General features: G+C 69.8%; 23 protein-coding genes. 17 read left to right on the top strand and 6 right to left on the bottom strand.

Annotation, left to right across the window (positions count from 1 at the left end; genetic code table 11):
- Positions 1-261: 261 nt before the first annotated feature.
- The 5 genes from ACIBU0_RS03095 (at position 262) to ACIBU0_RS03075 (ending at position 2,905) form a co-directional block, all read left to right on the top strand.
- Entirely contained in the window at positions 262-504 is a 243-nt protein-coding gene (locus tag ACIBU0_RS03095) for an ABC transporter permease (RefSeq protein WP_398810761.1), read from the top strand.
- A gap of 18 nt (positions 505-522) precedes the next feature.
- Positions 523-816 (top strand): hypothetical protein, encoded by a 294-nt coding sequence (locus tag ACIBU0_RS03090; protein WP_398810758.1) that lies wholly within the window; start codon positions 523-525, stop codon positions 814-816.
- A 38-nt stretch (positions 817-854) separates the two neighbouring features.
- The gene (locus tag ACIBU0_RS03085; protein WP_398810756.1) at positions 855-2,096 is read left to right on the top strand and encodes a hypothetical protein; all 1,242 of its coding nucleotides are present in this window, start codon (positions 855-857) and stop codon (positions 2,094-2,096) included.
- Between the two features lie 372 nt (positions 2,097-2,468).
- Positions 2,469-2,753, top strand: a complete 285-nt coding sequence (locus ACIBU0_RS03080) for a MerR family DNA-binding transcriptional regulator (RefSeq protein WP_398810754.1) — start codon at positions 2,469-2,471, stop codon at positions 2,751-2,753.
- Positions 2,744-2,905: a hypothetical protein gene (locus ACIBU0_RS03075; RefSeq protein ID WP_398810752.1), complete on the top strand. Its 162-nt coding sequence runs from the start codon at positions 2,744-2,746 to the stop codon at positions 2,903-2,905. The genes ACIBU0_RS03080 and ACIBU0_RS03075 overlap by 10 nt, the downstream gene beginning before the upstream one ends.
- 313 nt (positions 2,906-3,218) lie before the next feature.
- On the opposite strand, the gene ACIBU0_RS03070 is transcribed toward ACIBU0_RS03075, so the two are convergent.
- The 3 genes from ACIBU0_RS03070 to ACIBU0_RS03060 form a co-directional block, all read right to left on the bottom strand.
- A complete protein-coding gene (locus tag ACIBU0_RS03070; RefSeq protein WP_398810749.1) occupies positions 3,219-3,878 on the bottom strand; it encodes a class I SAM-dependent methyltransferase in 660 nt (219 codons plus the stop codon).
- 226 nt (positions 3,879-4,104) lie between these two features.
- Complete coding sequence (locus tag ACIBU0_RS03065; RefSeq protein WP_398810747.1) at positions 4,105-5,070, bottom strand: phosphotransferase family protein; 966 nt, start codon at positions 5,068-5,070, stop codon at positions 4,105-4,107.
- 85 nt (positions 5,071-5,155) lie between these two features.
- Positions 5,156-5,398, bottom strand: a complete 243-nt coding sequence (locus ACIBU0_RS03060) for a hypothetical protein (RefSeq protein WP_398810744.1) — start codon at positions 5,396-5,398, stop codon at positions 5,156-5,158.
- Positions 5,399-5,886: 488 nt separating this feature from the next.
- Between ACIBU0_RS03060 and ACIBU0_RS03055 the strand changes: the two genes are divergently transcribed.
- The 6 genes from ACIBU0_RS03055 to ACIBU0_RS03030 all read left to right on the top strand — a co-directional run bounded on the left by ACIBU0_RS03055 (position 5,887) and on the right by ACIBU0_RS03030 (position 13,005).
- Positions 5,887-6,240: a hypothetical protein gene (locus ACIBU0_RS03055; protein ID WP_398810741.1), complete on the top strand. Its 354-nt coding sequence runs from the start codon at positions 5,887-5,889 to the stop codon at positions 6,238-6,240.
- A 427-nt stretch (positions 6,241-6,667) separates the two neighbouring features.
- Positions 6,668-7,750 carry a class I SAM-dependent methyltransferase gene (locus ACIBU0_RS03050; protein ID WP_398810738.1) on the top strand — a complete coding sequence of 361 codons (1,083 nt, stop codon included), beginning with the start codon at positions 6,668-6,670 and terminating at the stop codon, positions 7,748-7,750.
- 670 nt (positions 7,751-8,420) lie between these two features.
- Positions 8,421-8,843, top strand: coding sequence for an aspartate 1-decarboxylase (gene panD, locus ACIBU0_RS03045; RefSeq protein WP_328877780.1), 423 nt, complete (start codon positions 8,421-8,423; stop codon positions 8,841-8,843).
- A gap of 55 nt (positions 8,844-8,898) precedes the next feature.
- Positions 8,899-9,243 carry a GNAT family N-acetyltransferase gene (locus tag ACIBU0_RS03040; RefSeq protein WP_398810735.1) on the top strand — a complete coding sequence of 115 codons (345 nt, stop codon included), beginning with the start codon at positions 8,899-8,901 and terminating at the stop codon, positions 9,241-9,243.
- Entirely contained in the window at positions 9,243-9,881 is a 639-nt protein-coding gene (locus ACIBU0_RS03035) for an aspartate/glutamate racemase family protein (protein ID WP_398810732.1), read from the top strand. The genes ACIBU0_RS03040 and ACIBU0_RS03035 overlap by 1 nt, the downstream gene beginning before the upstream one ends.
- Positions 9,882-10,380: 499 nt before the next feature.
- Positions 10,381-13,005, top strand: a complete 2,625-nt coding sequence (locus ACIBU0_RS03030; RefSeq protein WP_398810729.1) for a hypothetical protein — start codon at positions 10,381-10,383, stop codon at positions 13,003-13,005.
- 55 nt (positions 13,006-13,060) lie between these two features.
- Here the strand turns inward: ACIBU0_RS03030 and gndA are convergent, their stop codons facing one another.
- Complete coding sequence (gene gndA, locus ACIBU0_RS03025; RefSeq protein WP_398810726.1) at positions 13,061-14,500, bottom strand: NADP-dependent phosphogluconate dehydrogenase; 1,440 nt, start codon at positions 14,498-14,500, stop codon at positions 13,061-13,063.
- Between the two features lie 341 nt (positions 14,501-14,841).
- Between gndA and ACIBU0_RS03020 the strand changes: the two genes are divergently transcribed.
- Positions 14,842-16,017, top strand: coding sequence for a transglycosylase family protein (locus tag ACIBU0_RS03020; RefSeq protein ID WP_398810723.1), 1,176 nt, complete (start codon positions 14,842-14,844; stop codon positions 16,015-16,017).
- On the opposite strand, the gene ACIBU0_RS03015 is transcribed toward ACIBU0_RS03020, so the two are convergent.
- Positions 16,007-17,170, bottom strand: a complete 1,164-nt coding sequence (locus tag ACIBU0_RS03015; protein ID WP_398810720.1) for a DMT family transporter — start codon at positions 17,168-17,170, stop codon at positions 16,007-16,009. The two genes, ACIBU0_RS03020 and ACIBU0_RS03015, sit on opposite strands and share 11 nt — an antisense overlap.
- A gap of 228 nt (positions 17,171-17,398) precedes the next feature.
- Between ACIBU0_RS03015 and ACIBU0_RS03010 the strand changes: the two genes are divergently transcribed.
- Genes ACIBU0_RS03010 through glgC form a run of 3 tightly spaced genes read left to right on the top strand, consistent with a single transcriptional unit; the run spans position 17,399 to position 20,592 of the window.
- Positions 17,399-18,118 (top strand): IucA/IucC family C-terminal-domain containing protein, encoded by a 720-nt coding sequence (locus ACIBU0_RS03010; RefSeq protein ID WP_398810717.1) that lies wholly within the window; start codon positions 17,399-17,401, stop codon positions 18,116-18,118.
- Positions 18,119-18,159: 41 nt separating this feature from the next.
- Entirely contained in the window at positions 18,160-19,320 is a 1,161-nt protein-coding gene (gene glgA, locus ACIBU0_RS03005) for a glycogen synthase (protein ID WP_398810714.1), read from the top strand.
- Between the two features lie 51 nt (positions 19,321-19,371).
- Positions 19,372-20,592, top strand: a complete 1,221-nt coding sequence (gene glgC / locus ACIBU0_RS03000; protein WP_398810712.1) for a glucose-1-phosphate adenylyltransferase — start codon at positions 19,372-19,374, stop codon at positions 20,590-20,592.
- Here the strand turns inward: glgC and ACIBU0_RS02995 are convergent.
- A complete protein-coding gene (locus tag ACIBU0_RS02995; RefSeq protein ID WP_398810710.1) occupies positions 20,589-21,272 on the bottom strand; it encodes a hypothetical protein in 684 nt (227 codons plus the stop codon). The two genes, glgC and ACIBU0_RS02995, sit on opposite strands and share 4 nt — an antisense overlap.
- 639 nt (positions 21,273-21,911) lie before the next feature.
- On the opposite strand from ACIBU0_RS02995, the gene ACIBU0_RS02990 reads away from it, so the two are divergent.
- Both ACIBU0_RS02990 and ACIBU0_RS02985 read left to right on the top strand, forming a co-directional pair.
- Positions 21,912-23,240, top strand: coding sequence for a wax ester/triacylglycerol synthase family O-acyltransferase (locus tag ACIBU0_RS02990; RefSeq protein ID WP_398810707.1), 1,329 nt, complete (start codon positions 21,912-21,914; stop codon positions 23,238-23,240).
- Positions 23,241-23,466: 226 nt separating this feature from the next.
- Positions 23,467-24,984, top strand: coding sequence for an SDR family NAD(P)-dependent oxidoreductase (locus ACIBU0_RS02985; RefSeq protein ID WP_398811755.1), 1,518 nt, complete (start codon positions 23,467-23,469; stop codon positions 24,982-24,984).
- Positions 24,985-25,011 lie beyond the last annotated feature (27 nt).

Below are 25,011 nucleotides of genomic sequence, written 5' to 3'. Positions count from 1 at the left end.
TTTCTGGACCAACGGAAAGGTCGAAAGCTTCAACCGCATTCCTTGCCTATGGCACGGCGCCTGACCGGAGCAGGCCGCGTTCGGGGCCGACGTCAACCAGGGACGTCAGCCGCTACGCCCGGATTTGTTGACGCCGAAAAATGTGAAGCGAATACCGAATCGACAACTCTTGGGGCGGAGTTGCTGATTGTCAAATCGTGGCGCCTACTGGAGTTAGGGCCCTCGGAGCCCGGACATCATTCGTCACTAGGGGCATCCGTCATGATGCAGAACGTGCGCATGCGGGCGTGGGTGGAAACCGTCGCCGCTGCGATCTGTGGAATCCTCTTCGTCGTCACCTTGGTCTGGCGTGACTGGATCGAGCGAGTTTTCGGGGTGAGTCCCGACCTGGGAAGCGGTGCCCTGGAATGGGCGATCATCGTTCTTGCGCTCTGCGCCACTCTGGCCTTCTCGCTGCTCGCACGCAGCGAATGGCGCAGGGCCAGAGAGCACCTCACGGAGTGAGACAGGAGGTTGTGACACATGCCTGACGAAACACGCGGCGGCCGAGGATACGAAGCCGAGGACGCGGCACTCGCCCAGGCCGGACCGGCACAGTCGCATGCCGATCAGGTAGCGGCGGCCCGGTCCGACGTCCCGTCCGCCGAGCAGGCTGACGAGCTGAAGCAACTGCTGGACGAGCGTGAGAGGAGGTTCGCCCGACGGCGCAAGCCCATGGGTCCCACCTCCGACCAGATTCCCGAGACCGTCCCGGAGGACGCCCCACCGACGTCCGACGAGCAGCCCAGCACCACGCCGGAATCCCACGAGCCGTAAACCACAGAACGAAGTGAATTCCTGGGAGGACGGCAGTCATGGCCACCGTTCGTCTTGTCCAGAACATCGGCCTGGACGACCAGGCGACAAGCAAGCAGACAAGCACCATCACCGAGACCACGGTCGCGACGTCGAACAGTGACATCTTCGTCACGGGCAACTGGTTCGCCAGCCGCAGCGGTACGGTCGGCAAGCAATGGGAACTGGTGAATCCCTTCACCGCCCTTCCTTCGGCGGCCGGAGGTTTCTGTTGCGACCAGATAGTGATGTTCGAGCCGAGCCGCCGGATCTGGATATGGATTCTGCAGTACATCGCGGCTGATGACCCCCAACAGCCCGGGGTCTTCAACAACGTGTTCCGCGTGGCGGTCTCCCACAACACGGATCCTTCCACCTTTCACTGGTGGGACTTCGCACCGATCTCCCTGAACCCGGACTGGCGGAACATGTGGTTCGACTACCCGGACGCGGCGACCAGCGCGAACCACCTCTACGTCACGTTCAACGCCTTCAACCGCGGCGGCAGCTGGCAGCGTGCCTTCGTCTTCAAGTTCCCCCTGGACGCTCTGGAGGCAGGAAACGCGCTGAGCCACCAGTGGTGGTCGACCACGGAGCGTGGTTCACTGCGGCTCACCCAGGGCGCCGCCGGAAGCATGTTCTTCGCCAGCCACAACGGTGGCACCGGCCTCCGTGTGCACGGCTGGCCGGACAGCTCCAACACCGTGGGCTGGTTCGACGTCCAGGTCAGCCCGTGGAACGCCAACAACTACAGGTCCGTAGGGCCTGACGGTAAGGACTGGCTGGCTGAGCGGGTGGACTCCCGGATCACCGGTGCCTGGGTGAGCGGCACCCGGGCCGGCTTCCTGTGGACCGCCGCGTCGCGCTCCGGCCGGCCCATGCCCTACGTCAAGGGCGCGGTCGTCGATGTCACGACGCAGACGCTGGTGGAGCAACCCGAGATCTGGAACGAGGAGTCGGCCTATGCCTTCCCGGCGGCCTGCCCGAACGCCCAGGGCGTCGTTGGGCTGAGCTTGTTCATGGGAGGCGGCCCGCTGCATCCGAGCCATCTCGTCGGGTTCCGCGACGGCGCCGACTGGCGTCTGGTCTTCACCCGGAAGAGCACACAGGGCCCGGACAGAGGCACTTGGGGCGACTACCTCACCTGTCACCGGCATGACCCCGATGCGTCGGAGTGGGTGACCTCGGGCTACACACTGCAAGGCGGCGGCGACCGCGAGTTCGTGGAACCGCAGTATGTGCACTTCGGTATCGGCAGCTGATCATTATCCCCGCAGTCGAGCCGATCATCGATCTACTGGGGCGTCAGAGGGCCGTCGCTCGTCCAGTAGTGTCTTGATCACAACGCCTTCCTCCGAGAACAAGAACTGCCCGACCTGCTGAACGGCACCGCCTCGGCCGATGCCCTGACGTTCTTTGCCGACCTGAATCTCTTGGCCACCGTCATCTCGGCAGCAGGGCCGCATCACCCCGAAGTGTCCGCGCCCACCTGCCTGCTCGATGCCTTCAGCAGCCGCCACGACGGGCAACACCTGCGCTTGCCCACCGTGTGTCCAGCCGCGTCCACCCAAACGTCCCCGTGGAAGCCCGCGGCGAAGGGCAGCGGAAGCCCGGTGCCTGTTGACGCTCCCTCCATGGGAGACCCAAGGGCGGAGCGCATGCACGTCGGTGACAACACGCTCTGGAGTATCGGGGAAGTCGCCCGGAAGACCGGGCTGTCGGTGAAGCTGATCCGGCACTGGTCGGACGCCGGGGTCGTTCACCCGGCAGGTCGGACTCCGGCCGGCTACCGGCTGTACGACACCGAGGCACTGGCCCGGCTGCAGCTGGCGCAGACACTACGCGGGGGCTGGGCCTGGGGCTGGCGAAGATGCGGGACGTACTGGAGTGCGAGAGCACCCTGTCAGGCGTGGCCGTGACGCACATCGACGCGCTGGAGAAGCAGATCCGCACGCTGCGAACGCAGCAGGCCGTGCTGCGCTCCGTCATCCGCCGCAACACCACTGGTCGCGGCCTTCCGTACCGCATCCCGGGCCGCACGGTCGGCCTTCGCACGCCCGGGCATGCTTGAGCGGCGCTACGGGACCGCCCCCGGTCGACGGCTTGTCGAGCAGTTGGTGATCGAGGTGCTGGTCCACGGCTGGGACCTGGCCCAGGCCATCGGGCACCCCTACGACACGGTTCGGCACGTCGCTGAGACGGCGCTCCCCGTCGTACGCGAGATCTACGGTGACTGGCTGCCTACCTGGGCCGCACTGTCACGTGACGAACGGCCGTCGCGACCACATTCCCGTGTACCCGCTTGAGTACGTTCGCGTGTACGCGTTAACGGGGCGAGTGGGGATGGCGGTGGTCGCGCGCGCGGCAGGGGAGGAACCGGCCAGTTAGGCGGGACTGGCCGGAGGTTCTGCGATGCCGATGATGCTTCCGCCCATGGCCCGGACTCGGACCGCCCATCCCAGTGCTGTGAGGCCGTCGGCGAGTGTCCGGGCGTCGTGGAACACCTTCACGATGCGGTACTTGCTGCCGTCATCGAGTTGGCGCAGCACCGTGGGAACGGGCCTGTCTGTGACGCCTTCCTCGCTCGCAGCAGCTGCGGGGCCGTCGTCGATGAAGATCGCTTTGCCACCTGGTGTGAGCATGGCGGCGACGGTGTTCCAGAAGTCGGACCACCGCGTCGGCGGAACATGGGAGAGCCAGAAGGCGAAGAACACCGTGTCGAAGCGTCGCGACGGCCGCCACTCGAAGAGATCGGCCTGAAGGAACCGGACGTTGCGGAAGGGAGTACGCGCACGGGCGATGGCCAGCATTTCGGCTGACGCGTCGACAGCTGTCACCGACCCGGACCGGGCGGCAAGCTTCGGGGTCCACTGGCCTGTTCCGCAGGCCAGTTCCAGCACATCTCCGCCGATTGGAAGGTCATCGACCAGGGTCAGCAACCGCTGCAGCTCCTCCAGTTCTGCATAGGGCCGGTCGTACTCGGACGCCCCTGCGCGGTAGTAGGCCATCTGCTCCGCCAGGAGGGCATCGTCATCACTGTGCATGACCAGAAGGATCGGGTCTGCCCCTGAGGCAAGGTCAACCCATTTGGATGGGGCACACCTTGAGGGACGGGAATCGTTGATACACGCCACGATTCTTGGCATGGCCATTACGCGAAGGGCCGCCATAGCAGCGGCCTCAGCAGCTCTCGCCCTGACGCCAGGCAGAAGTCGCGCCTGATTGTGTGGGTGAGGAACAGCAACGTGTGGCTCCGGCAGGCGCCGCCGATCAGCGACCTCGTTGCCCGATATCGGTGAGGAGTGGTGCGAAGTACCCGCCGTTTCCCTCGGCGAAGGCCGTGAGCATGGCAGCGGCATTGGCTCGGTCGGCCTCGTCGGGTTCGTCTGCGGCCAGTTCGTTCTCCAGCACCCACATTTCGAGCATGATGGAGTAGCCAACGAGCACGTCGGGGCCGCCCGCCGTGTCCAGCGCTGATGTGGCAATGCGACGAACCACGGCCTGCAGCGGTGCGCGTTCGTCGGGGTCGCCAGGCCCGAAGGCCATCTTGATGATCTCGTTGAGGTCGATCGCGATGGGCGCGACGACGGCGAACTCAAAGTCGAGCAGCGCGACGACTTGGCCCTCGTGCCAAAGAGTGTTCGGCGTGCAGAAGTCGCCGTGGTTCAGTGCCGTGGTCGCCTTGGGCAGGGCGGCCCAGAAGCGGTCGAGTGCCCAGCCGACTCCCTTGGCCTGGGTTGTGGTGAGTTCTCCTGCTGTGACAAGCCGTTCGAGGCCGGCCGATGCCTCCGCCTCGCTCTGTGGGAAGAACGGCGATCGAGGGCGGGCGTGTGGTGCGGCGGCGGCCACGTCGACTCGGTGGACGTGACGGGCTCGTTCCCACATCTGCCCGACGGCGCGTGACCGGGCCGTGGGGTCCAGCGACGGCCAAACCTCCTCCAGGTTCTCCCCGGTCACCCGTCGGGTCAGCACCCACTCATGACCTTGCCGGACGCCCGAGTCGATGATGGACGGGTAACCGACTTCCGCAGGAAGAAGCCTCACCAGCTGTTCTTCACGGAGCAAGTCCGTCGTTCCGGGCCTGGTCGCAACACGCACGACAAGCTCATCGGTCAGCCACGTGGCATTGGTCCAGCCTCGGCCGCGCTCGACGCTGTCGAGGTCTGCTCCATGTTCGCGCAGGATTGCCTCGGCGACACGTTCGGGAACAAAGGTGCTGAAGCTGCCGTGTGTCACAGCAGCACGCTAACAAGATCCCGAATCGGCGAACGAATCATTATCTGCGCCTGCCGAAGAACCGTTCAGCGACGCCGCCACGGACTCAACAGCCCTCAGCCGCGGCATCGGCGTGGTCGACGTCCAGTACGGCGGCTCCACCGGCTACGGCCGCGGAGTCGGTGCCGGTCTCGATGATCGTGCCGTCGAAGGTGAGCCGCAGTTCGGCGCCCTGCCTATTCGAGCTCCATGTGGCCGAGTGCGTCGATGCGCAAAAGATCGACACGGCCGTAGCGGGGTCAAGACGGCAGGCGACGAACCACGCGGAGTGGAAGAGCCCGAACAACATGAGCGAAATGCCAGCCCCCGGCCCTCACCGTCAGTTGTATCGTCAGTTAACAGCGCCGGAAGTTCGACCAACGGGCCGAACGAATCGACGACTGCGACTTCGGCCAGGCCGAAACATCGACGCCGGCCACGTCCTGACCTGCCGCACCCGCCCCCGCGACGACGCCGCCGTCATCGACTTCGATCACGCGTGACCGCTTGCTCGGCCGATGATGACCAGGTCGGCATGTCATGAACACACCCCTCACGCTGTCCGTTCACTGGGGGCAACTTCAGCTGCATCATCCCCGAATATGCCGTAGCACGTGAACATTTCGGTAAGTTCCCAAATAGGCAACCATATTGGAGGCGTCACGGATTGAGGTGTAACGCGGCTGCATAGGTGAGACGCAGTTGGAGAGAGGGGCGGCAAATGCCCCGCATTGAATTTCCACTGCAACGTCTCGGGTGACCGCACCTACACGACACCTCGTCAGATCGGAATCTCTCGTGAGTAATCCAGACCCGGCTTCCGGATACCCCGCTTACAACCAGCCCTCGCCTCCTGACCACTTCGCGCGCCGCCAGGCCGCGGGCCGACGAACGGCGCTGACCGTCTGCACGATCGCCGACACTTCGGCAGGTCTGCTGGTCCTGTGGATCCTGTTGTTCCTGCTCGATGCGAACCAGGCGAACGTGTTCGTCGAGTTCGTGCAGGGAACGGCGGAGTGGCTGGCCTGGTGGTCGCAGGACATTTTCACGATGGACACAGAGGGTCTACGTGTCATCCTCAATTACGGACTCCCTGCGGTTATGTATTTGCTGATCGGTCACGGAATCGCGGCCCGGCTCAACAGGGCCTGACGACACTGCGAGCCGTTACTGAATCCCGGCGCAAACCGCTGCAGAAGCACGACAGCGCAAGGGTCGCCTGTGAAACGCAGCAGCACGGAAGACGCCGAACTGCCGATCTGTGAGGCGATCTGGTGCGTGAGCGGGGTGACGCCGTCGCGGAGGCTCAGTTGTCGGCAGAACACACGCAGCATCAGGCGGCGGAACTCCTGGGCAGGCCGGACGCGCCCCACAGGGCCGTTCGCCGGGACGCCCAGGGTCATCGACAGCTGGCGATCAGCGGCCTGCCTGCCCGTGTTACAGCCGGCCGTGCGGCATGAAGCTCGATGAGAGCGTCTCCACTTCGTAAGATCCAGGGGCCGCATTACGGGCGTACCGTGACGAATGTGGACCAGCGTTCTTTGGTGTATCGCGGCCACCCCGGGCGGAAGGAGTGATCATGTCCACTCTCGGTACGCAGCAGGCGCCCTTGGATCCCGCCAGGCAGGAGGCGTTCGCGGGGGAAGTCGTCGATGTCCTGAACAAGGCCGCGCTCGCCCTGCTCACCAGCGTCGGCCACCAGTGTGGTCTGTTCGACACCTTGGCTGCCCTTCCGCCGTCGACCAGCGCGGATATCGCCAAAGCGGCGGACCTCGACGAGCGGTATGTGCGCGAGTGGCTGGGCGGCATGGTCGTCGGCGGCTTCGTGGAGTACGAGCCGGAGCGGCAGACGTACTCTCTGCCGCCGGAGCACGCCGCCTCGCTGACGACCGCGGCGGGCCCGGACAACCTGGCCGGGATGATGCCGTACATCGCGCTCATGGGAGAGGTCGAACAGCAGGTCGTCCGCTGCTTCCGCGACGGCGGCGGTGTGCCCTACTCGGCATATCCGCGGTTCCAGGCCCTGCAGGCCGAGGAGACCGCCCGGGTCTACGACCTTGCGCTCGTGGGCACGATCGTGCCGCTGGTGCCGGGGCTCGAGGAGCGGCTGCGCGCCGGGATCGACGTTCTGGACGTGGGCACCGGACAGGGACACGCGCCTCTCGTACTGGCGCGGGCCTTCCCGGCCAGCCGCTTCCACGGTCTGGACCAGTCGGAAGCCGGCATCGAGACCGCGCGTACCGAGGCGGCCCGCGCGGGGCTGACCAACCTCCGTTACATGCTTGCCGATGCAGCGGAGATCACCGGCGAGTACGACCTCGTCACCGCCTTCGACGTGATCCACGACCTGGCGCGTCCCGTCGAAACAATGGCGGCAATCGCCAGGGCCCTGCGCGATGGAGGCACGTTCCTCATGGGTGACATCGCCGCCTCCAGCAAGCTGGAGGGGAACATCGGGCATCCCTTCGGACCGGCGCTCTACGGCTTCTCCGTCTTCTACTGCATGACGACCTCGCTCAGCACGGGCGGGGCGGGGCTGGGCACCGTGTGGGGGCAGGAGACGGCGCTGCGGATGTTGAAGGAGGCCGGCTTCGAGGACATTGATATCAAGTCGGTGGAGGGCGACCCGATCAACGCCTACTACATCGCGACCAAGAGCTGACGACCGGTTGTGCCGCGTCGAGGGCTGGTGAGTTCCCCGATCACGGGCCGCTACCCGCGCCGGGCGGCAGCTCAGTCGTCGGAATCCCGTCCCTTGCCTTCGAGGGCGGGAATCCATCTGCCCCCAGGCAAGATCGACGCCGATGGGTTAGGCCAGAGCTGCGGGCGTGGCATCGAGCTATTGGATTCTCTGCCGCGGCCCGGCTTGTATCCCTTCAGCCCGAGCTTCGAAGCCTCTCTGTAGACCCAGCTCGTGGACGTGCTCGGCATCCTTGCCACCTCGGCCGTGTTCCGCGCCGCTTGATCAAGTCGTGCCCTGACCTCCCCGGATTCCTATCGGCTGGGCCGGGCCGCAGTGAGCTGGGAGCGTCCTGGTGCGGACTTGATCATCCGGCCCGCGTCACGCTGCTAGGCTCTCGGCGAGACAGGTGGACGCCTCGCTGTGGCGATGGTCACGAACGTCTTCGAAGCCCGTTGCGTAGGCTTGCGTCGGCCGTTCGTCGTGGGGCAGCGCAGGGGTCGGCGACGACTCCGGGCACTCCAGCGCCGTGGCCTGATGCACCGCCAGAAAGTCGGCGATCGGTCAGCATGAGTCGACTCGCTGTAAGGTGTGAAAACCGCCCTTGACCTGCAAGAACGCAGGCAGGGAGCCTACTCGCAGGAGTGCTCAGATGTTGCGTACCATGTTCAAGTCCAAGATCCACCGCGCCACCGTCACCCAGGCCGACCTGCACTACGTGGGATCGGTGACCATCGACGCGGACCTGCTCGACGCCGCCGACCTGCTGCCCGGCGAGCTCGTCCACATCGTCGACATCACCAACGGCGCCCGCCTGGAGACCTACGTCATCGAGGGCGAGCGCGGCTCGGGGGTCATCGGGATCAATGGCGCCGCCGCCCATCTCGTCCACCCCGGCGACCTCGTGATCATCATCAGCTACGCTCAGATGACCGACGCCGAGGCGCGGGAGTTCGAGCCGCGGGTCGTGCACGTGGACGGCGCCAACCGCATCGTGGCCCTGGGCGCCGACCCGTCCGAGCCGGTGCCGGGCTCCGACCAGGAGCGCAGCCCGCAGGCCGTACCGGTGGCCTGACAGCGCCCGGCCCCGGAGGCAGGACACAGGACGCAGGACGGACCGGGAGCGTGCCATGGGCGAGACAGAGATCCGCGACGACCGGGCGGCGGGCCGCCTGGAGGCACTCCAGGGCGACGAAGTCGTCGGCCACATCGAGTACTTCGTCCTCGAATCCCCGGCACGCGCCCTCGTCCCGGTCCACACCATCGTGGAACCGGCCCACGAGGGGAAGGGCATCGCGGGCTCCCTGGCACGCGAGCTGTACCGCATGGCGGCGCGCGAGGGAGTCGTCGTCGCGCCGCTGTGCCCGTACGTCGTGAAGTGGGCCGAACGCCACCCCGACGAGGCCCCGGTGGCCGATCCCGGACTGCTGGCGGCGGCCACGGACTGGCTGCGGGCGCACCCCGGGCGGTTCTGATGCTCGCCCTCCTGCACACCTCGCCCCTGCACATCCCGGTCTTCGACGCGCTGCGCGACGAGCACCACCAGGGTCTCGACCTGCGGCACTTCGTCCACGAGGACCTGCTCGGCCGGGCCCGCCGCGAAGGAGCCGGAGCCGTCGCGGACGACGTCCGCACAGCCCTGCACCGAGCCGTCGCCGAGGGGGCGCGGGCCGTGCTGTGCACCTGTTCCACCATCGGCGGCGTCGCGGAATCGGCTGCCGCCGAGGCCGGGGTGCCGGTGCTGCGCGTCGACCGCCCGATGGCGGCGGCCGCGGTGGCCACGGGTGTTCGGGTCGTCGTCCTCGCCACCGTCGAGAGCACGCTCGGGCCGACGGTGACCCTGATCGAGGAGGAGGCGCACCGCGCCGGTCGCCCCGTCGACGTACGGACCCGCCTGGTCGAGGGCGCCTTCGCCCGCTTCGAGGCGGGCGACACCGACGGCTGCGCACAGCTGGTGGCCTCGGCCGCCGACGAGGTCACCGACGCCGACGTCATCGTCCTCGCCCAGGCCTCCATGACTCCGGCCCAGCACCTGACGACGACCTCGGTTCCGGTCCTGTCCAGCCCACGGCCGGGACTTGCGGCCGGGGCGGAGGCGGCGCGGCTCGGGTAGGCCGGGGCACGGAATGGGCCCACCTGGACGCCCGCGGTGACGCGGGTGAGTGACTGGTGGCGCCGCCGTCGGGTACGCGGGGGAGTAGTCCAGAGCCGACCTGTGCCGATTGGCTGGAGGACGCCATGACGAACCCGTATCCGGACCGTGTCCCCACGGAACCGGCCCCGGGCCCGGACCCGCAGCACCCGGAGCCCCACCCGGTACCGCCCCCGGAGCCACCCCCGGCTCCCGAGCCGCCCCCCGCCCCGGTACCACCGCCCCCCGGCCCGACACCGCCCCCACCCTCCCCCCCGACTCCGCCCGCACCCCCGCAGCCCCCGTCCCCGATCCCCCCGGGTCCTGAGCCGGTGCCGAACCCGGAGCCAGGTCCGCCGCTCACCTGAGGCGCCCCTGTACGGAGGGTGAGATTTTCTCATCACGCAACTCCATTGTGTGACGGTACGGTCCCTGTCACCCTGGGTCCCTGAGCACGTGGACGGGGGACGGGGGTCCCGCGATGGGGGACGTCGCGAAGATCGAGATCGACAGGAAGACGGCGGGCGCGCAGGAGGTTCCGCCGGCACGGGGGGTCGACGTCGTCGAACTCCTGGTGCCGGGACTCGGCCCGGTGGACCGGGACGCGCTGCTGCGGCCCCGGGGAACGGGCCGGGAAACCGGGGACGACAAGGCCGGGTTCTACCGGTCCGGACAACTCGACCACGGCGTCGTCCCGGGCACGGGCGGTCAGCGGCTCGTCCGCGAGGTCTACGACTGGACCCGGCTCACCATCGGCGGCGCCTCGCGGGCGCTGTGGCTGTTCCTGCTCCCGTTCCTGCTGATCAACCTGGTCGCCTGGATGCAGCCGCGGTGGCCGGCCGGTGCGGACGGACGACGCCACAAACTGGCCGGTGCGGTCTACGAGTTCGGGGCCCGGCTGCTCGCCCTGTCGCTGACCGTGCTGGTGGTCGGCACCTTCGGCCAGGTGGCCATGGACCAGTTCGCCTGGCAGTGCCATCCCGCGGCGGAGCAGCGGGTCTGCGGCCACCAGGCGGGCGAGGCGCTGGCCAACCTGCCCGGCCCGCAGACGGGACTGGCGCTGGCCGCGCTCGTGCCGGCCGCCGTGGTGTTCGTCCTGCTGCGGGTGGCCCGGGACGCCAAGCAGGAGTATCTGCCGGTGCTGCCGACCGTCGGCGCGGAGGAGGCGGAGGCCGCACGGCGCCGGCGCGCCGCCGAAGGGGCCGACGGCCTGCCCCTGGAACTGGCGGGCTTCTGGGAGCACAACCGCCGTGACCCCGGGATAGCCGCCCAGCACGTGTGGGCCGGCCTGCTCACCACCGCGGCACTGCTCACCTGGACGCCGATGCACCAGGATCCGGGCGGGAGCACCGCGAAGACCGTCGGGATCGTCCTGTTCGGCGTGATCTCGGTCATGGCGCTGGTCGTCGTGGTGTCGGTCCCGGCGCTCTACCGCAAGTTCGGCATCAGGCTCCCGGAGAACTCGTGGCGGGCCAGGTGCGTCGCGCGGATCCCCTACGTGCGGACGAAGACGATCAGGATCGAGCCGCCCGACCGGCCCTGGTACGCCCGCCTGTCGCCGGCGCCGGCCGCCCAGGCCCCGGTGAGCGCAGGAGCCCGGGAGCCCGCAGGCGTGGACGGGACGAGCCGGGACGACCGGCTCACCCTGCTGCCGCTCTGGCCGACGCGGTACCCGCTCCCCGCGGGAGTGTGCTGCGGCCTGGTCAACGCGGCCGCCCTGGTCTACTGCCTGTGGCCGGACCGGCGGTGGCACGTGGAGGGTCAGCTGCCCGGCATCCACGTGCAGTCCACGATTCTGTTACTGGCCCAGGGCGTGGGCGTTCTCCTGCTCCTGCTCGCCGCCGTGTTCCTGCCCGACAAGGGCACCCGACGCGGCATGGCACTGTTCGGCCACGCCGGAGCGGCCGTGGCGGTACACGCCTGTTTCCTGGGGTGGCTCTACACCGTGGCGCTGGCCCAGTGGACGAGTGCGTGGCTGGCCGAGGACCGGACGGGACCGGTGGTCACCGAGCCGGTCAACCGCATGGGCATGGTCCTGCTGCCGGTTCTGATCACCGTGTCACTCTGCGCGGCGGTGGTCTGGGCCGTCGTACGGGTCCTGCCCGTTCCGGATCCCGCCCCCGACGGGCCGCGTCCCGGGGAGGACACCGGGAACGAAGCCGACCTGAGCAAGGACGACCGACGCCATCTGGGCGAGCTGATGACCGCCCGCCGCCGGCACACCTACCTGCTGCGGCAGCTGAACTGGATGATCGGACTCACCGCACTCGCGATCGTGGTCTGGATCCTCCTGTTCGACCGGGTCAAGGGCCTGCGCAAGCCCGACGAGGGGGCGCGAAGCCTTGTCTACGACCTGCTGGGCACCGCCAGCGTTCCGCTCCTCGCGGCCCTCGCCGCGCTCGTACTGTTCGCCTTCCGCACCCTGGCGCTGCGTCCGGAGATGCGGCAGAACGCCGGTCTGGCCTGGGCGTTCGGCGCCTTCTGGCCCAGGGCCGTGCACCCGTTCGCGCCGCCGTCGTGGACGACTCGGGCCGTCCCGGAACTGGTGCGCCGGTTGCAGTTCCTGCTGCGTGACGAGCACCGGCTCGTCCTGATCCGGGCCAAGTCGATGGGGTCCGTGCTGGCGCTGGCGGCCATCTGGCAGTTGGAGGCGCGCGAACGCGAGCGCATAGGCCTGCTCACCTCGGGCTGCCCCGTGGGGATGTACTTCAGCCGCCAGTACCCCGGGTTCGTCTGCGACGAATCGATCCGCACGCTGGCGGATCCGTGTGGTGCCCGGGGGATGCTCGGCGCGTGGACCAACGTCTGGCGGGACACGGACCCCCTCGGCGGACCGGTCGGCATCGGGGGCGTGGACGTGTGGTGGACCGACGATGCGGAGCATCGGGGCGGCACCGGGCACAAGACACCCCTGCGATCGGAACAGCACCCGGTCTTCGCGCCGATCAACGGCCACAACAACTACACGCAGGACAAGCGGATGATCCCCGAGCGCGACCGGCTCCTGCACCGACTGCTCCACGCCCGCGCCGCCGACGGCTTCTCCCGCCGCCAACCGCCGCCGCCCCCGCCGCTGGGACCGGCGACGGCCGACCCGACGGCGTGAGCCACGGCAGGGGCTGGGTGTGCTGGCCGGGGACGTCGGTGACGGGCGAAACGCCCTACGCGGACACCTCCGACCGGTCCCCGCCCCACAGCGTGTGGAACGAGCCCTCCCGGTCGGTCCGCCGGTACGTGTGCGCCCCGAAGAAGTCCCGCTGCCCCTGAGTGAGCGCCGCGGGCAGCCGCTCGGCACGCAGTGCGTCGTAGTACGCGAGCGCCGCCGCGAAGCCGGGCGTGGGCACGCCCTGGCGGGTCGCCGCGATGATCACCTCACGCCAGTCGTCCTGCGCATCGGCGATCTCCTGCGCGAACGTGTCGTCCGACAGCAGGCTCGGCAGATCGGCCCGGGCGTCGTACGCCGCGCGGATACGGTCCAGGAACGCCGCACGAATGATGCAGCCGCCACGCCAGATGGCCGAGACGGCGCCCAGGTCGATGTCCCAGTCGTACTCCGCGCGCGCGGCGTCGATCTCGTGGAAGCCCTGCGTGTACGACACGATCTTCGACGCGTACAGCGCCTGCTCGACGCGGTCGGCGAAGGCGGCCGCCTCCGACTCGCTCAGCGGCGACGCCTTCGGTCCCGCCAGCCCGCGCGAAGCGTCCCGCAGGCCCGCGTGTCCGGACAGGGAGCGGGCGAACACCGCCTCCGCGATGCCCGACACGGGCACGCCGAGGTCCAGCGCGATCTGCACGGTCCACCGTCCCGTGCCCTTCTGCTCCGCCTGGTCGACCACCACGTCCACGAACGGCTTGCCCGTCGCCGCGTCCACGTGGGACAGCACCTCGGCCGTGATCTCGATCAGGTAGGAGTCGAGGCGGCCCGTGTTCCAGGTCCGGAAGATCTCCGCGATCTGCGCGGGCTCGTACCCGGCGACATCCCGCAGCAGCTGGTACGCCTCGCCGATGAGCTGCATGTCGGCGTACTCGATGCCGTTGTGCACCATCTTCACGAAGTGCCCGGCACCGTCCGGACCGACGTGCGTCACACAGGGCGCCCCGTCCGCCGCCTTCGCCGAGATCTTCTCGAGCATCGGGCCCAGCGAGTCGTACGACTCCTTCGGGCCGCCCGGCATGATGCTCGGCCCGAGCAGCGCGCCCTCCTCGCCGCCGGAGACGCCCATGCCGACGAAGTGGATGCCCTGCTCGCGCAGGTCCCGCTCGCGGCGCCGGGTGTCGGCGAAGTGGGCGTTGCCACCGTCGATGATCATGTCGCCGGGCTCAAGCAGCGGCGCGAACTCCTGGATCACCGCGTCGGTCGGCTCACCGGCCTTCACCATGATGACGAGCCGCCGCGGCCGCTCAAGCGCCGCCACGAACTCCTTGGCGGTCTCGGCCGCGATGAACTCGCCCTCGCCGCCGAACTCCTCCACCAGCGCGCGGGTACGCGCGGGGGTCCGGTTGTGCACGGCGACCGTATAGCCGTTGCGGGCGAAGTTGCGGGCGAGGTTGCGGCCCATGACCGCCAGACCCGTGACGCCGATCTGCGCCGAACTGCTCATGCGTTGGCTCCTAGTGACCTCGATATATCAGCGGTGCCGGTCATGCCCGCCAGTATTGCCCCATCGTCCATCCTGACGTGCCGGTTCTCCGGTCGCACACCCGGGGTGGCGCGATGTCGCAGGCAGATACGCACGGAAAGCCCCGCCGCACTCAGCCGTCCGCGGCGCCACCCCGAGTGCCGTCCCTGGCGCCGCCCCGAGCGCTGCTGCGGACGCAGGGGCAACGTGCACCGATTCCTCGCCACTTGGCGTGAACAGGCGGCTGAATTGCCGTCTTGTCATGGCCTGTTCGCAGCGCTTACTTTTGCCCCTCCTGACGCATGTCCATGGGGGGCTCCGACATGGCCGCACGCGGCCGGCACCGCCGGTACCAGCCGAACAGGATCAACCGCGCCTCACTCACCGTCACCGCGGGCGGCGCCGGAATGGCGCTCCCGCTCATCGGCACCGGTGCCGCGCACGCGGCCGACGTGGACACCTGGAACAAGGTCGCCGCCTGCGAGTCGACCAGCAGGTGGCACGTCAACACCGGCAACGGTTACTACGGCGGGTTGCAGTTCGCCCAGTCCACGTGGGAGGCGTACGGCGGCACGCGGTACGCGGCGCGCGCGGATCTGGCCACCAAGGACCAGCAGATCGCCGTCGCGGAGAAGGTGCTGGACGGACAGGGCCCCGGCGCCTGGCCGCTGTGCTCGCAGCGGGCCGGGCTGGGCCGCGGCGGGGACACACCCGACATCCATCCCGCCGGCACCAACGGCAGGAATCCGGTCGGCAAGCCCTCGGTCAGGAAGACCTCGGTCCAGGACGTCCAGCCGCAGACCCCGCCCCAGTCGCGGGCGGGCACGGCCGAGATGTACACCGTCGTCCGCGGCGACACCCTCTCCGCGATCGCCGAGCGGCGGAAGGTCGAGGGCGGCTGGCGGGGCCTGTACGCCGCGAACCGCAAGACCGTCGGAGCGGACCCCGACCTGATCCTGCCGGGGCAGCGGCTCGCCCTGCGCGGCAAGGCCGCCGCGTCGGCGACCCGCACGGAGTCCGCCCCCAGGCCCGCGCCGGAGAAGACCTCGCGGAAGACCTCGTCGGACCGGCAGGAGCAGGCCACGACGGACAGCCGCTCGCTGGTCGCCCCGGTGAGCTCCGGCACCGGCACCCCGTACCGCAAGGCCGGTTCCTCCTGGTCGAAGGGCTACCACACGGGCGTCGACTTCCCGGTCCCGACCGGTACCTCCGTGAAGGCCGTCGGGGCAGGTCAGGTGGTCAGCGCGGGGTGGGAAGGCTCCTTCGGCTACCAGGTGGTGATCCGGCACGCCGACGGCCGCTACACCCAGTACGCCCATCTCTCGGCGATCTCCGTGAAGGCCGGGCAGTCGGTGGGCGCCGGGCAGCGCATCGGCCGGTCCGGGTCCACGGGCAACAGCACGGGCCCGCATCTGCACTTCGAGGTGCGGACAGGGCCCGGCTTCGGTTCGGACATCGACCCGGTCGCCTATCTCCGGGCCGGTGGCGTCAGGATTTGACCCGCATACGGTGCCGGTCGAGGACGGGCATCGGGACGTACGGGCCGCCGTAGAAGGGGCCGTAGAGGTACGTGGCCTCGCCGTGGGGAGGCGACGGCTCCTCGTCCTCGTAGGCATGCTCCGCGACCTGGGCCGGTATGAGGATGCCGTCGATGTCTGCGATGCCCTCGATCCCGTCCGGCACGAGGAGTTCCTCGCGCGGCATCGCCGCGGCCTGCTCCGGAAGGCCGTCGAGCAGTGCCTCGGCGCCCACCAGAGCGACGTCCGTCTCGGGCAGGGCCGCCACCGTCTCCGCGGGCCGAGCGGTCCCGGCCTCCGCCGCCGTGCGCGCGATCCGCTCCGTCGTCAGCAGGATCAGGCCACCCGCCGCCACGACACCGCAGCCCAGCGCGAGCACGGTGCCGGTGGTGCCGTACCGGAAGGTTTCTCCGAACATCGTGATGCCGACCGCGGCCGCCACCACCGGGTTCACGACCGTCAGCGTCGCTAGCGGCGCCGCGAGGCCCGCGCCCCGGTAGGCGGCCTGGGACAGCAGCAGACCTGCTGTGGCGAAGACGCCGATCGTGGCCAGGGACGGCAGATCGGCGACCGACACCCCGCCGTTCCAGTCGACCGCGACGATCTTCGTGAACACCGACGACATGCCGAAGGCTATGCCGGAGCCGGTCGCGAGCAGCATGCTGCGCACCGCCGGGTGCCGGTGGGCAGCCCGGCCCGCGATCATGAGGGCCACGACCATGCCGCCGGTCACCAGGGCCACGCCCACGCGCTCCGGCGTGCCCAGCGACTGCGCCTCGGAGGAGCCGACCAGGGACAGCAGTCCGGCGAGACCCACGGTCGCCATGATCGCGCCGCGCCACGCCGTCGATCCGGCCTTGCGGCCCACGAAGAGCGCCGCCATCGGCAGCGCGAACACGATCGTCAGAGCCCCGAGCGGCTGCACCAGGCTCAGCGGACCGAAGGCCAGCGCCACGACGTGCAGCAGGCCACCGAGGCCGTTCAGCCCGACCGCCGCCCACCAGCCCGGGCGGCGCATCGGCGCGAACTGCTGCCCGGGGGAGGACACCGCGACACGCTCCTGCACGATCGCCCCGCCCGCGTACGCGACGGCGGAGACGAGCGACAGGAGCACGGACAACGCGAGGGCGCTCATGAGCTGCTCCTCTGCGCGAGGCGGGGGCGGTGACCCCTGCGCGGCGAACGGTCGGCTGTCATAACCAACACGATGCCGCGAAATGTTCTTCCCGTCGTCGTACCAGAGCACCGACCGTGTCGTACTGCCGATGGAGTACGAGGCGGGCCGTCTCATCCTCTGGGCGGGTGACCCCGGGTGGAGACCCCCAGGTGAGAACCCCGAGGGGCCTTGGTACTACTGCTCTTCGTGGATCTCGACCCTGACCTCGCCGCGCTCCGCCCGCTCGGCGGCTTCTTCGTGCTGCGCACACCGGAGGCAGCACTTCGGCCACGTCCGACCCTGGCGGAGGCGTACGCGGACGGAGCACCGCTGACCTTCCGCGTGCGGAAGGTCGCGCACGCCCTGCGCGCCCCCGAGCCGCGGATCGCCGCCTCCGTGGCCCAGCAGGGACTCGCGGCCCGCCTGTGGTCGGTGGCGCTCGGCTGCGCCGCCCTCTACGGCCGGATCCCCGACCTCGACCCGCGCCTGCTGCCCTGGGACCCCGACGCCGGCGCCCCCGACGACCTGTGGCTCACCGAGGTGCGCCCGCTGCCCGCGGACCCGGCCACCCTGGCGGACGCCGTCCTGCACGGCCACCTGCACCCCCTGACCGCCGCCCTGCGTGCCCGCTACCGCGTCGCGGAAGGCCTGCTGTGGGGCAACGCGGCATCGGCCCTCGCGGGCGCCGCCCGGCAACTGGACCAGTGGGCGCGCGCGAACGGCCGTACCGACACCGCCGCAACGGCCAGGGCCCTGACCGCGGAACTCCTCGCCCACCCCCTCCTCGCCGGCACCGGCACCCTCACCGGGGTCGCCTTCCGGCGCCGCAGCTGCTGCCTCTACTACCGCGTGCCCGGCGGTGGCGTGTGCGGTGACTGTTGCTTCACACGAGCCCCGCGCTCTTCCCCACGCGCCCCGTCTGGGTGACCATGAAAGGGCAACCAGCCGCTGAGAACAGGGGGTTCCGGGTGCGAGTGGGACTGCTGACCCGGGAGTACCCGCCGGATGTGTACGGCGGCGCGGGCGTCCATGTCGAGTTCCTGGCCCGGGAGTTGAGGGACCTCGTCGATCTGGAGGTGCACTGCTGGGGCGAGGGCCGCGGGGTGGGCGTGCAGCGCCACCGCCCCTGGTCCGCGCTGGACACGGCCAACGACGCGCTGCGCACCTTCTCCGTGGACCTCGCCATGGCCGCCGGTCTGGAGGGTCGCGAACTCGTCCACTCCCACACCTGGTACGCCAACCTCGCCGGCCACCTCGGCAAGCTGCTGTACGGCATCCCGCACGTGATGACCGCGCACTCCCTGGAGCCCCTGCGCCCCTGGAAGGCCGAGCAACTCGGCGGCGGATACGCCCTGTCCGGCTGGGCCGAGCGGACCGCGATCGAGGCCGCCGACGCGGTGATCGCCGTCTCCGGGGCCATGCGCGAGGACATCCTCGGCTGCTACCCGGCGCTGGACCCGGACCGCGTCCACGTCGTGCACAACGGCATCGACACCACCCTCTACCGGCCCGACCACGGCACCGACGTCCTGCGCCGGTTCGGCCTCGACACCGGCCGCCCGTACGTGCTGTTCGTCGGCCGCATCACCCGCCAGAAAGGCGTCCCCCATCTGCTGCGCGCCGTGCGGGACATCGACCCGGCCGCGCAGGTCGTGCTGTGTGCGGGCGCTCCCGACACCCCCGAGATCGACCAGGAGTTCCGCGATCTCTACCAGGAGCTGAGCCGCGTCCGTGAGGGTGTGCACTGGATCCCGCAGATGCTGCCGCGCCCGGAAGTGATCCAACTCCTCACGCATGCCGCCGCGTTCGTCTGTCCTTCGGTGTACGAACCCCTCGGCATCGTCAACCTGGAGGCGATGGCCTGTGGAACTCCCGTGGTCGCCTCGCAGGTCGGCGGCATTCCCGAGGTCGTCGACGACGGCAAGACGGGCCTGCTCGTGCCGCTGGACGACGATGTCGAGGCCTTCGAGGCGGGACTCGCGCGGGCGCTGGACTCGGTGATCGGCGACCCGGAGACCGCCCGCCGGATGGGTGAGGCCGGACGGGAGCGCGCGGTGGGGGAGTTCGGCTGGGACACGGTGGCGCGCCGGACGGTCCGGCTCTACGGGGAGATCCTCAAACAGGCTTAGCGCACGTTGCTCACGGGCAGGCTGGGATCAACCACGGTGAGGGGAGCGGCCATGCGTCGTGGCGGACCTTCGGTGCTCGGAATCGTACTGGCGGGCGGAGAAGGCAAGCGCCTGATGCCCTTGACCGCGGACCGCGCGAAACCCGCGGTCACCTTCGGCGGAACGTATCGCCTGGTCGACTTCGTCCTCTCCAACCTCGTCAACGCCGACATCCTGCGCATCTGCGTCCTCACGCAGTACAAGTCGCACTCGCTGGACCGGCACATCACCACGACCTGGCGCATGTCCAGCCTGCTCGGCAACTACGTCACCCCGGTCCCGGCCCAGCAGCGGCTCGGCCCCCGCTGGTACCTCGGCAGCGCGGACGCGATCCTGCAGTCCCTGAACCTGATCTACGACGAACGCCCCGAGTACGTCGCGGTGTTCGGCGCCGACCACGTGTACCGCATGGACCCGCGCCAGATGCTCGCCCAGCACATCGAGAGCGGTGCGGGTGTGACGGTGGCCGGCATACGCGTCCCGCGGGGCGAATCGTCCTCCTTCGGTGTCATCAGCCCCGGCTCGGACGGCCTGACCGTGGACCGCTTCCTGGAGAAGCCCGCCGACCCGCCCGGACTGCCCGACGACCCGGAGACCGTCTTCGCCTCGATGGGCAACTACCTCTTCACCACCAAGGCCCTCATCGAGGCGCTCCAGCGGGATGCCGAGGACGAGAACTCCGTGCATGACATGGGTGGTTCGATCCTGCCCCAGCTGACCGACCGGGGCGAGGCCCAGCTGTACGACTTCAGCGCCAACCACGTGCCCGGCGAGACCAACCGCGACCGGGGCTACTGGCGGGACGTCGGCACCCTGGACGCCTACTACGACGCCCACATGGACCTCATCGCCGAGCGTCCCGCCTTCAACCTCTACAACCGCAGCTGGCCCGTCTACACCCACTCCAACCAGCTCTCCCCGGCCCGCTTCAACGCGGGCGGCATGGCGAGCGAGTCCATCATCAGCGCCGGATGCCTGATCAGGGGGCAGGTCACACGGTCCGTGCTGTCGCCCGGTGTGGTGGTCGACCCAGGAGCGGTGGTGCAGGGGTCGGTGCTCCACGACAACGTGCACATAGGGCGGGGCGCGGTGGTGCGCGGGGCCGTGCTCGACAAGAACGTCGACGTGCCCCCGGGCGCGACGATCGGCGTCAATCCGGAGCGTGACGCCGATCTGTACACCGTCTCCAAGGGCGGCGTGATCGCGCTGGGCAAGGGGCAGCAGGTCTCCTAGCGGTCCGACGCCGCCTTGCGGGTGAAGACGTCGCCCCGGGTCGAGCCGGTGGAGCAGAGCTTCTTCTCGTCGGCCGTCATCCTGCGGGACTTGACCACGACCGCGCTGTGCTTGCCGTCCGTGCCGTTCGGGGCGGGACCGGTGATCACGTCGGGCACGAACCAGTAGTAGTGGCCCCACTTGGGGTCGTCGTAGTGGGTCTGCCACGTGCCGGTTATCCGCTGCATCACCTGGGCGCGGGAGATCCAGCCCACTTCTCCCGGCTTCACGGTCACGGTGAAGGAACTCGTCTCCGTGTGCGAGCTCTGCCATGTGTAGTTGTAGGTGGCGGTCACACTGGCGGTGATGATCCCTTCGATGCCCCCGCCGACCGTGACCGAGCCTCCGACGGAGTGGGAGGAGCCCACGGTGTCGGCCCACGACATCGACTGGGAGGCGGGCGAGGCGGTGCAGTTGTAGAGCAGCTCGGAAACCTGGCGGGGCTCACCGAGGTAGGCCTGTCCGATCTGCGGGGAGTTGAAGCCGCACTTGCCTTCCCCGGAGGCGCAGTCGGCCATGATCTGCTCCGTGGTGGGCTGCTCCTCGGCCTCTGCGGGCACGGCTGCCGCGATCATCCCGAACCCCGTCGCCGCCAGTGCCAGGGTGCGGCCGCCGTACCGCAGTGCGCGGTTCCTCGTCATGGTTGTTGCCTCTCGCCGTACGTGGGGGGTCGGTGACGCGGCCCGATGTTCTCCCTGGGGCTGAAGTCACCTCGTGGTGCCCACGAGGCTCACGTAATCATCGGCCCAACTACACCAAGAACTCGCAAAGTTGTACTTGATCTCGCAACCGATGAACCGTCAATTTCGGTAGCGCGCGGCCGAATTGGTGGCGGCGGCTGCGGCGGCGGAACTGTGGCGGCCGGTCGCGGAGCCCTGGGGTCGGCGGGTCGGGCGTGGCCGGTCCCGAGCGGCCGTGCGACGCCGCCGACCATCGCGTCCGGATCGCCGGTGACGTCGAAAATGGAACAGATGATCGACGAACGCATCGGCAGCTTCAACGAGGGCTGGGCCGGCACGGGGCCGGCCGTGCCGCCGCTCGGGCGAAGGCCCGGTGTCGCACCGGGGCGCCGATCCGTGACGCCTCCCGGGTGACACCCACGGGATGCCCGGTGCCGCTACCCGTGCTGCACTGACCTCATATGCACCATGAGTCCCGCCCCTTTCGCGAGGGGCGGGACTTAATCTGCCGTTAACTGTGCGTAGCTTGATCGTACTTGACTGTAATCGCCCGCGGGCGATTGACTGCTGGTCCACCCTTCGTCGACGCGAGGCAAGCCATTGACTTCTGACGTTCTCGCACCTCTCGACCTGGCGTTCTGGAGCATCGAGTCCGCCGAACACCCCATGCACCTGGGCGCGCTCGGCGTCTTCGCGGCGCACTCGCCCACCGCGGGGGCCCACGCGGCGGACCTGCTCGCCGCGCGCGCCGCGGCCGTTCCGGGGCTGCGGATGCGCATCCGCGACGCCTGGCAGCCGCTGCAGCCGTTCTCCTTCGGCGGCGCCGCCCGTGAGCCCGCGCCCGACTTCGACCCCCTCGACCACGTGCGGCTGCACGCCCCGACCGCCGACTTCCAGGCGGTGGCGGGCCGGCTCATGGAGCGCCCGCTGGAGCGCGGCCGGCCGCCGTGGGAGGCCCATGTGCTGCCGGGGGAGGACGGTGTGTCGTTCGCCGTGCTGTTCAAGTTCCACCACGCCCTCGCCGACGGACTGCGCGCGCTGACGCTCGCCGCCGCCGTCCTGGACCCCATGGACCTGCCCGCCCGGGGGCCCCGCCCGGAGGCGCCCGCGCGCCGCCGCGTGCCCGATGTGCGCAGGCTGCCGGGGCTGGTGCGGGGCGCTCTGTCCGACGTGGGCCGGGCCCTCGACATCGGCGCCTCCGTCGCCGTGTCGACCCTGGGAGTGCGCTCCTCGGCCGCGCTGACCGCCGAGCCGAGCGGCACCCGCCGTACCGCAGGGGTGATCGTCGACATCGACGACGTGCACGTGATCCGCAAGGCCGTCGGCGGCACCGTCAACGACGTCCTCATCGCGGTCGTCGCGGGCGCCCTGCGCCGCTGGCTCGACGAACGCGGCGACGGCAGCGAGGGCGTCGCGCCCCGTGCCCTGATCCCCGTCTCCAAGCGCCGCCCGCGCACCGCGCACCCACAGGGCAACCGGCTCTCCGGGTACTTGATACGGCTCCCCGTGGACGACCCCGACCCGCTGCGCCGCCTCGCCACGGTCCGCACCGCCATGGACCGCAACAAGGACGCCGGCCCCAACCGGGGCGCGGGCGCCGTCGCCCTGCTCGCCGACCACGTCCCCGCGCTCGGCCACCGGCTCGGCGGACCGCTCGTCGGCCAGGCCGCCCGGCTCTGGTTCGACATCCTGGTCACCAGCGTGCCGCTGCCCGGCATCGCCCTGAAGCTCGGCGGCCACGCCGTCACGGAGGTCTACCCCTTCGCCCCGCTGGCCCGCGGCCAGTCCCTGGCGATCGCGATCTCGACGTACCGCGGACGCGTCCACTACGGCCTCGTCGCCGACGCCGAGGCCGTACCGGACCTCGACGTGCTCGCCCGGGCGGTGTCCGAGGAGGTGGAGACCCTCATCACGGCCTGCGCACCTTGACCCCTTTTTCTTGGCTCGTTCGCCTTCGGGCGCTTCAGCCGGTGTCGAGGGCACGACCGTGCTCAGCCCTTCGGGCCTCCGCGCGCTCGCACCCTCGACACCGGCGTGCCCTGCGTCTCACTCGCGGGCCGGTTTTGGAGGACCGGCCCGGCGCTCCGTAGAATTCCCCGTTCGAAAGCGGGCGCGGTCGGAGCGCCGCGTGGGTGAGCAGGGAAACGGCAGCGCGATGACGGTGACAGAGGAAGGCTCGGCGGCCACGGGCGAGGTCGTGCGCGAGCCCGGTGACGAGGTCGTGTACGGCCCCGGCATCGACCCCGAGCGGCTCGCCGTCTGCCTCAGCGTGCTGGAGGAGCTCGACAAGCTGGAGGTCGACCACCCCGACGCCATCGCCGTGCGCCGGGCCACCGCCGGCATCTACCGCACCGTGAAGCAGCGCCGCCGCCAGGAGCGCCGGGCCGCCAAGACCGCGCACGACAAGGCGGTCACGGAGGCCACGGCGACCGGCTCCGCCCAGCGCATCGACGACGAGACCGAAGGCCTGCTGCCCTCGTCGAGGACCGAGGAGGGCAGGATCGCGGGCATACTCCAGCGCCCCCGCTCCTGCTACACCTGCAAGGCCCGGTACGTGGAAGTCGACTACTTCTACCACCAGCTCTGTCCGGACTGCGCCCGCGTGAACCGCGCCAAGCGCGATGCCCGCGCCGACCTCACCGGCAAGCGCGCCCTGCTCACCGGCGGCCGCGCCAAGATCGGCATGTACATCGCGCTGCGCCTGCTGCGCGACGGCGCGCACACCACGATCACCACGCGTTTCCCGAAGGACGCCATCCGCCGCTTCAAGGCGATGGACGACTCCGCGGACTGGATGCACCGCCTGGAGGTCGTCGGCATCGACCTGCGCGACCCGGCCCAGGCGGTGGCCCTCGCCGACCAGGTCGCCGAGGCCGGCCCGCTCGACATCCTCGTCAACAACGCGACGCAGACCGTACGCCGCCTGCCCTCCGCCTACGCCGCCCTGGTCGAGGGCGAGAGCGCCCCGCTGCCCGCCGGTGAGCTCCCCGCCCACCACGTCATCGGCGCCTTCAACTCAGGCGCGGTCGACGGCCTCGCCGCCCTGCCGCTCGGCACCAGCGGCCTCGACGCCCAGAAGGTCGCCGACCTCGCCCTGGTCGCGGGCAACGCCAGCGTCGCCCGGCACCTCGACGGCACCGCCATCGACGCGGGCGGTCTCGTCCCCGACGTCGTCGACACCAACACCTGGGTGCAGACGATCGAGCAGATCTCCCCGGTGGAGCTCCTCGAGACCCAGCTGTGCAACTACACGGCGCCGTTCATCCTGATCAGCAAGCTCCGGCCGGCCATGGCCGAGGCCGCGAAGAAGGCGGCGAGCGGGCGCGCGTACGTCGTGAACGTCTCGGCCATGGAGGGCGTCTTCGGGCGCGGCTACAAGGGTGCGGGGCATCCGAACACGAACGCCGCGAAGGCTGCCATGAACATGGTCACGCGGACCAGTGCGCAGGAGATGTTCCAGACCGACGGCATCCTCATGACGTCCGTCGACACCGGCTGGATCACGGACGAGCGTCCGCACTTCGACAAGCTGCGCCTGGCCGAGGAGGGGTTCCACGCGCCGCTGGATCTGGTCGACGGTGCGGCGCGGGTGTACGACCCGGTCGTGCGGGGTGAAGCGGGGGAGGATCTGTACGGGGTCTTCTTGAAGGACTACGCGCCGGGTAAGTGGTAGGCGCGGCTGGGAGTGCGTCTGGGGGTC

The sequence above is a fragment of the Streptomyces sp. NPDC049627 genome (assembly GCF_044465645.1).
Lineage (GTDB): Bacteria > Actinomycetota > Actinomycetes > Streptomycetales > Streptomycetaceae > Streptomyces.
The sequence above is the reverse complement of the archived record's forward strand: the minus strand, read 5'-3'. Positions and strand labels throughout refer to the sequence as shown.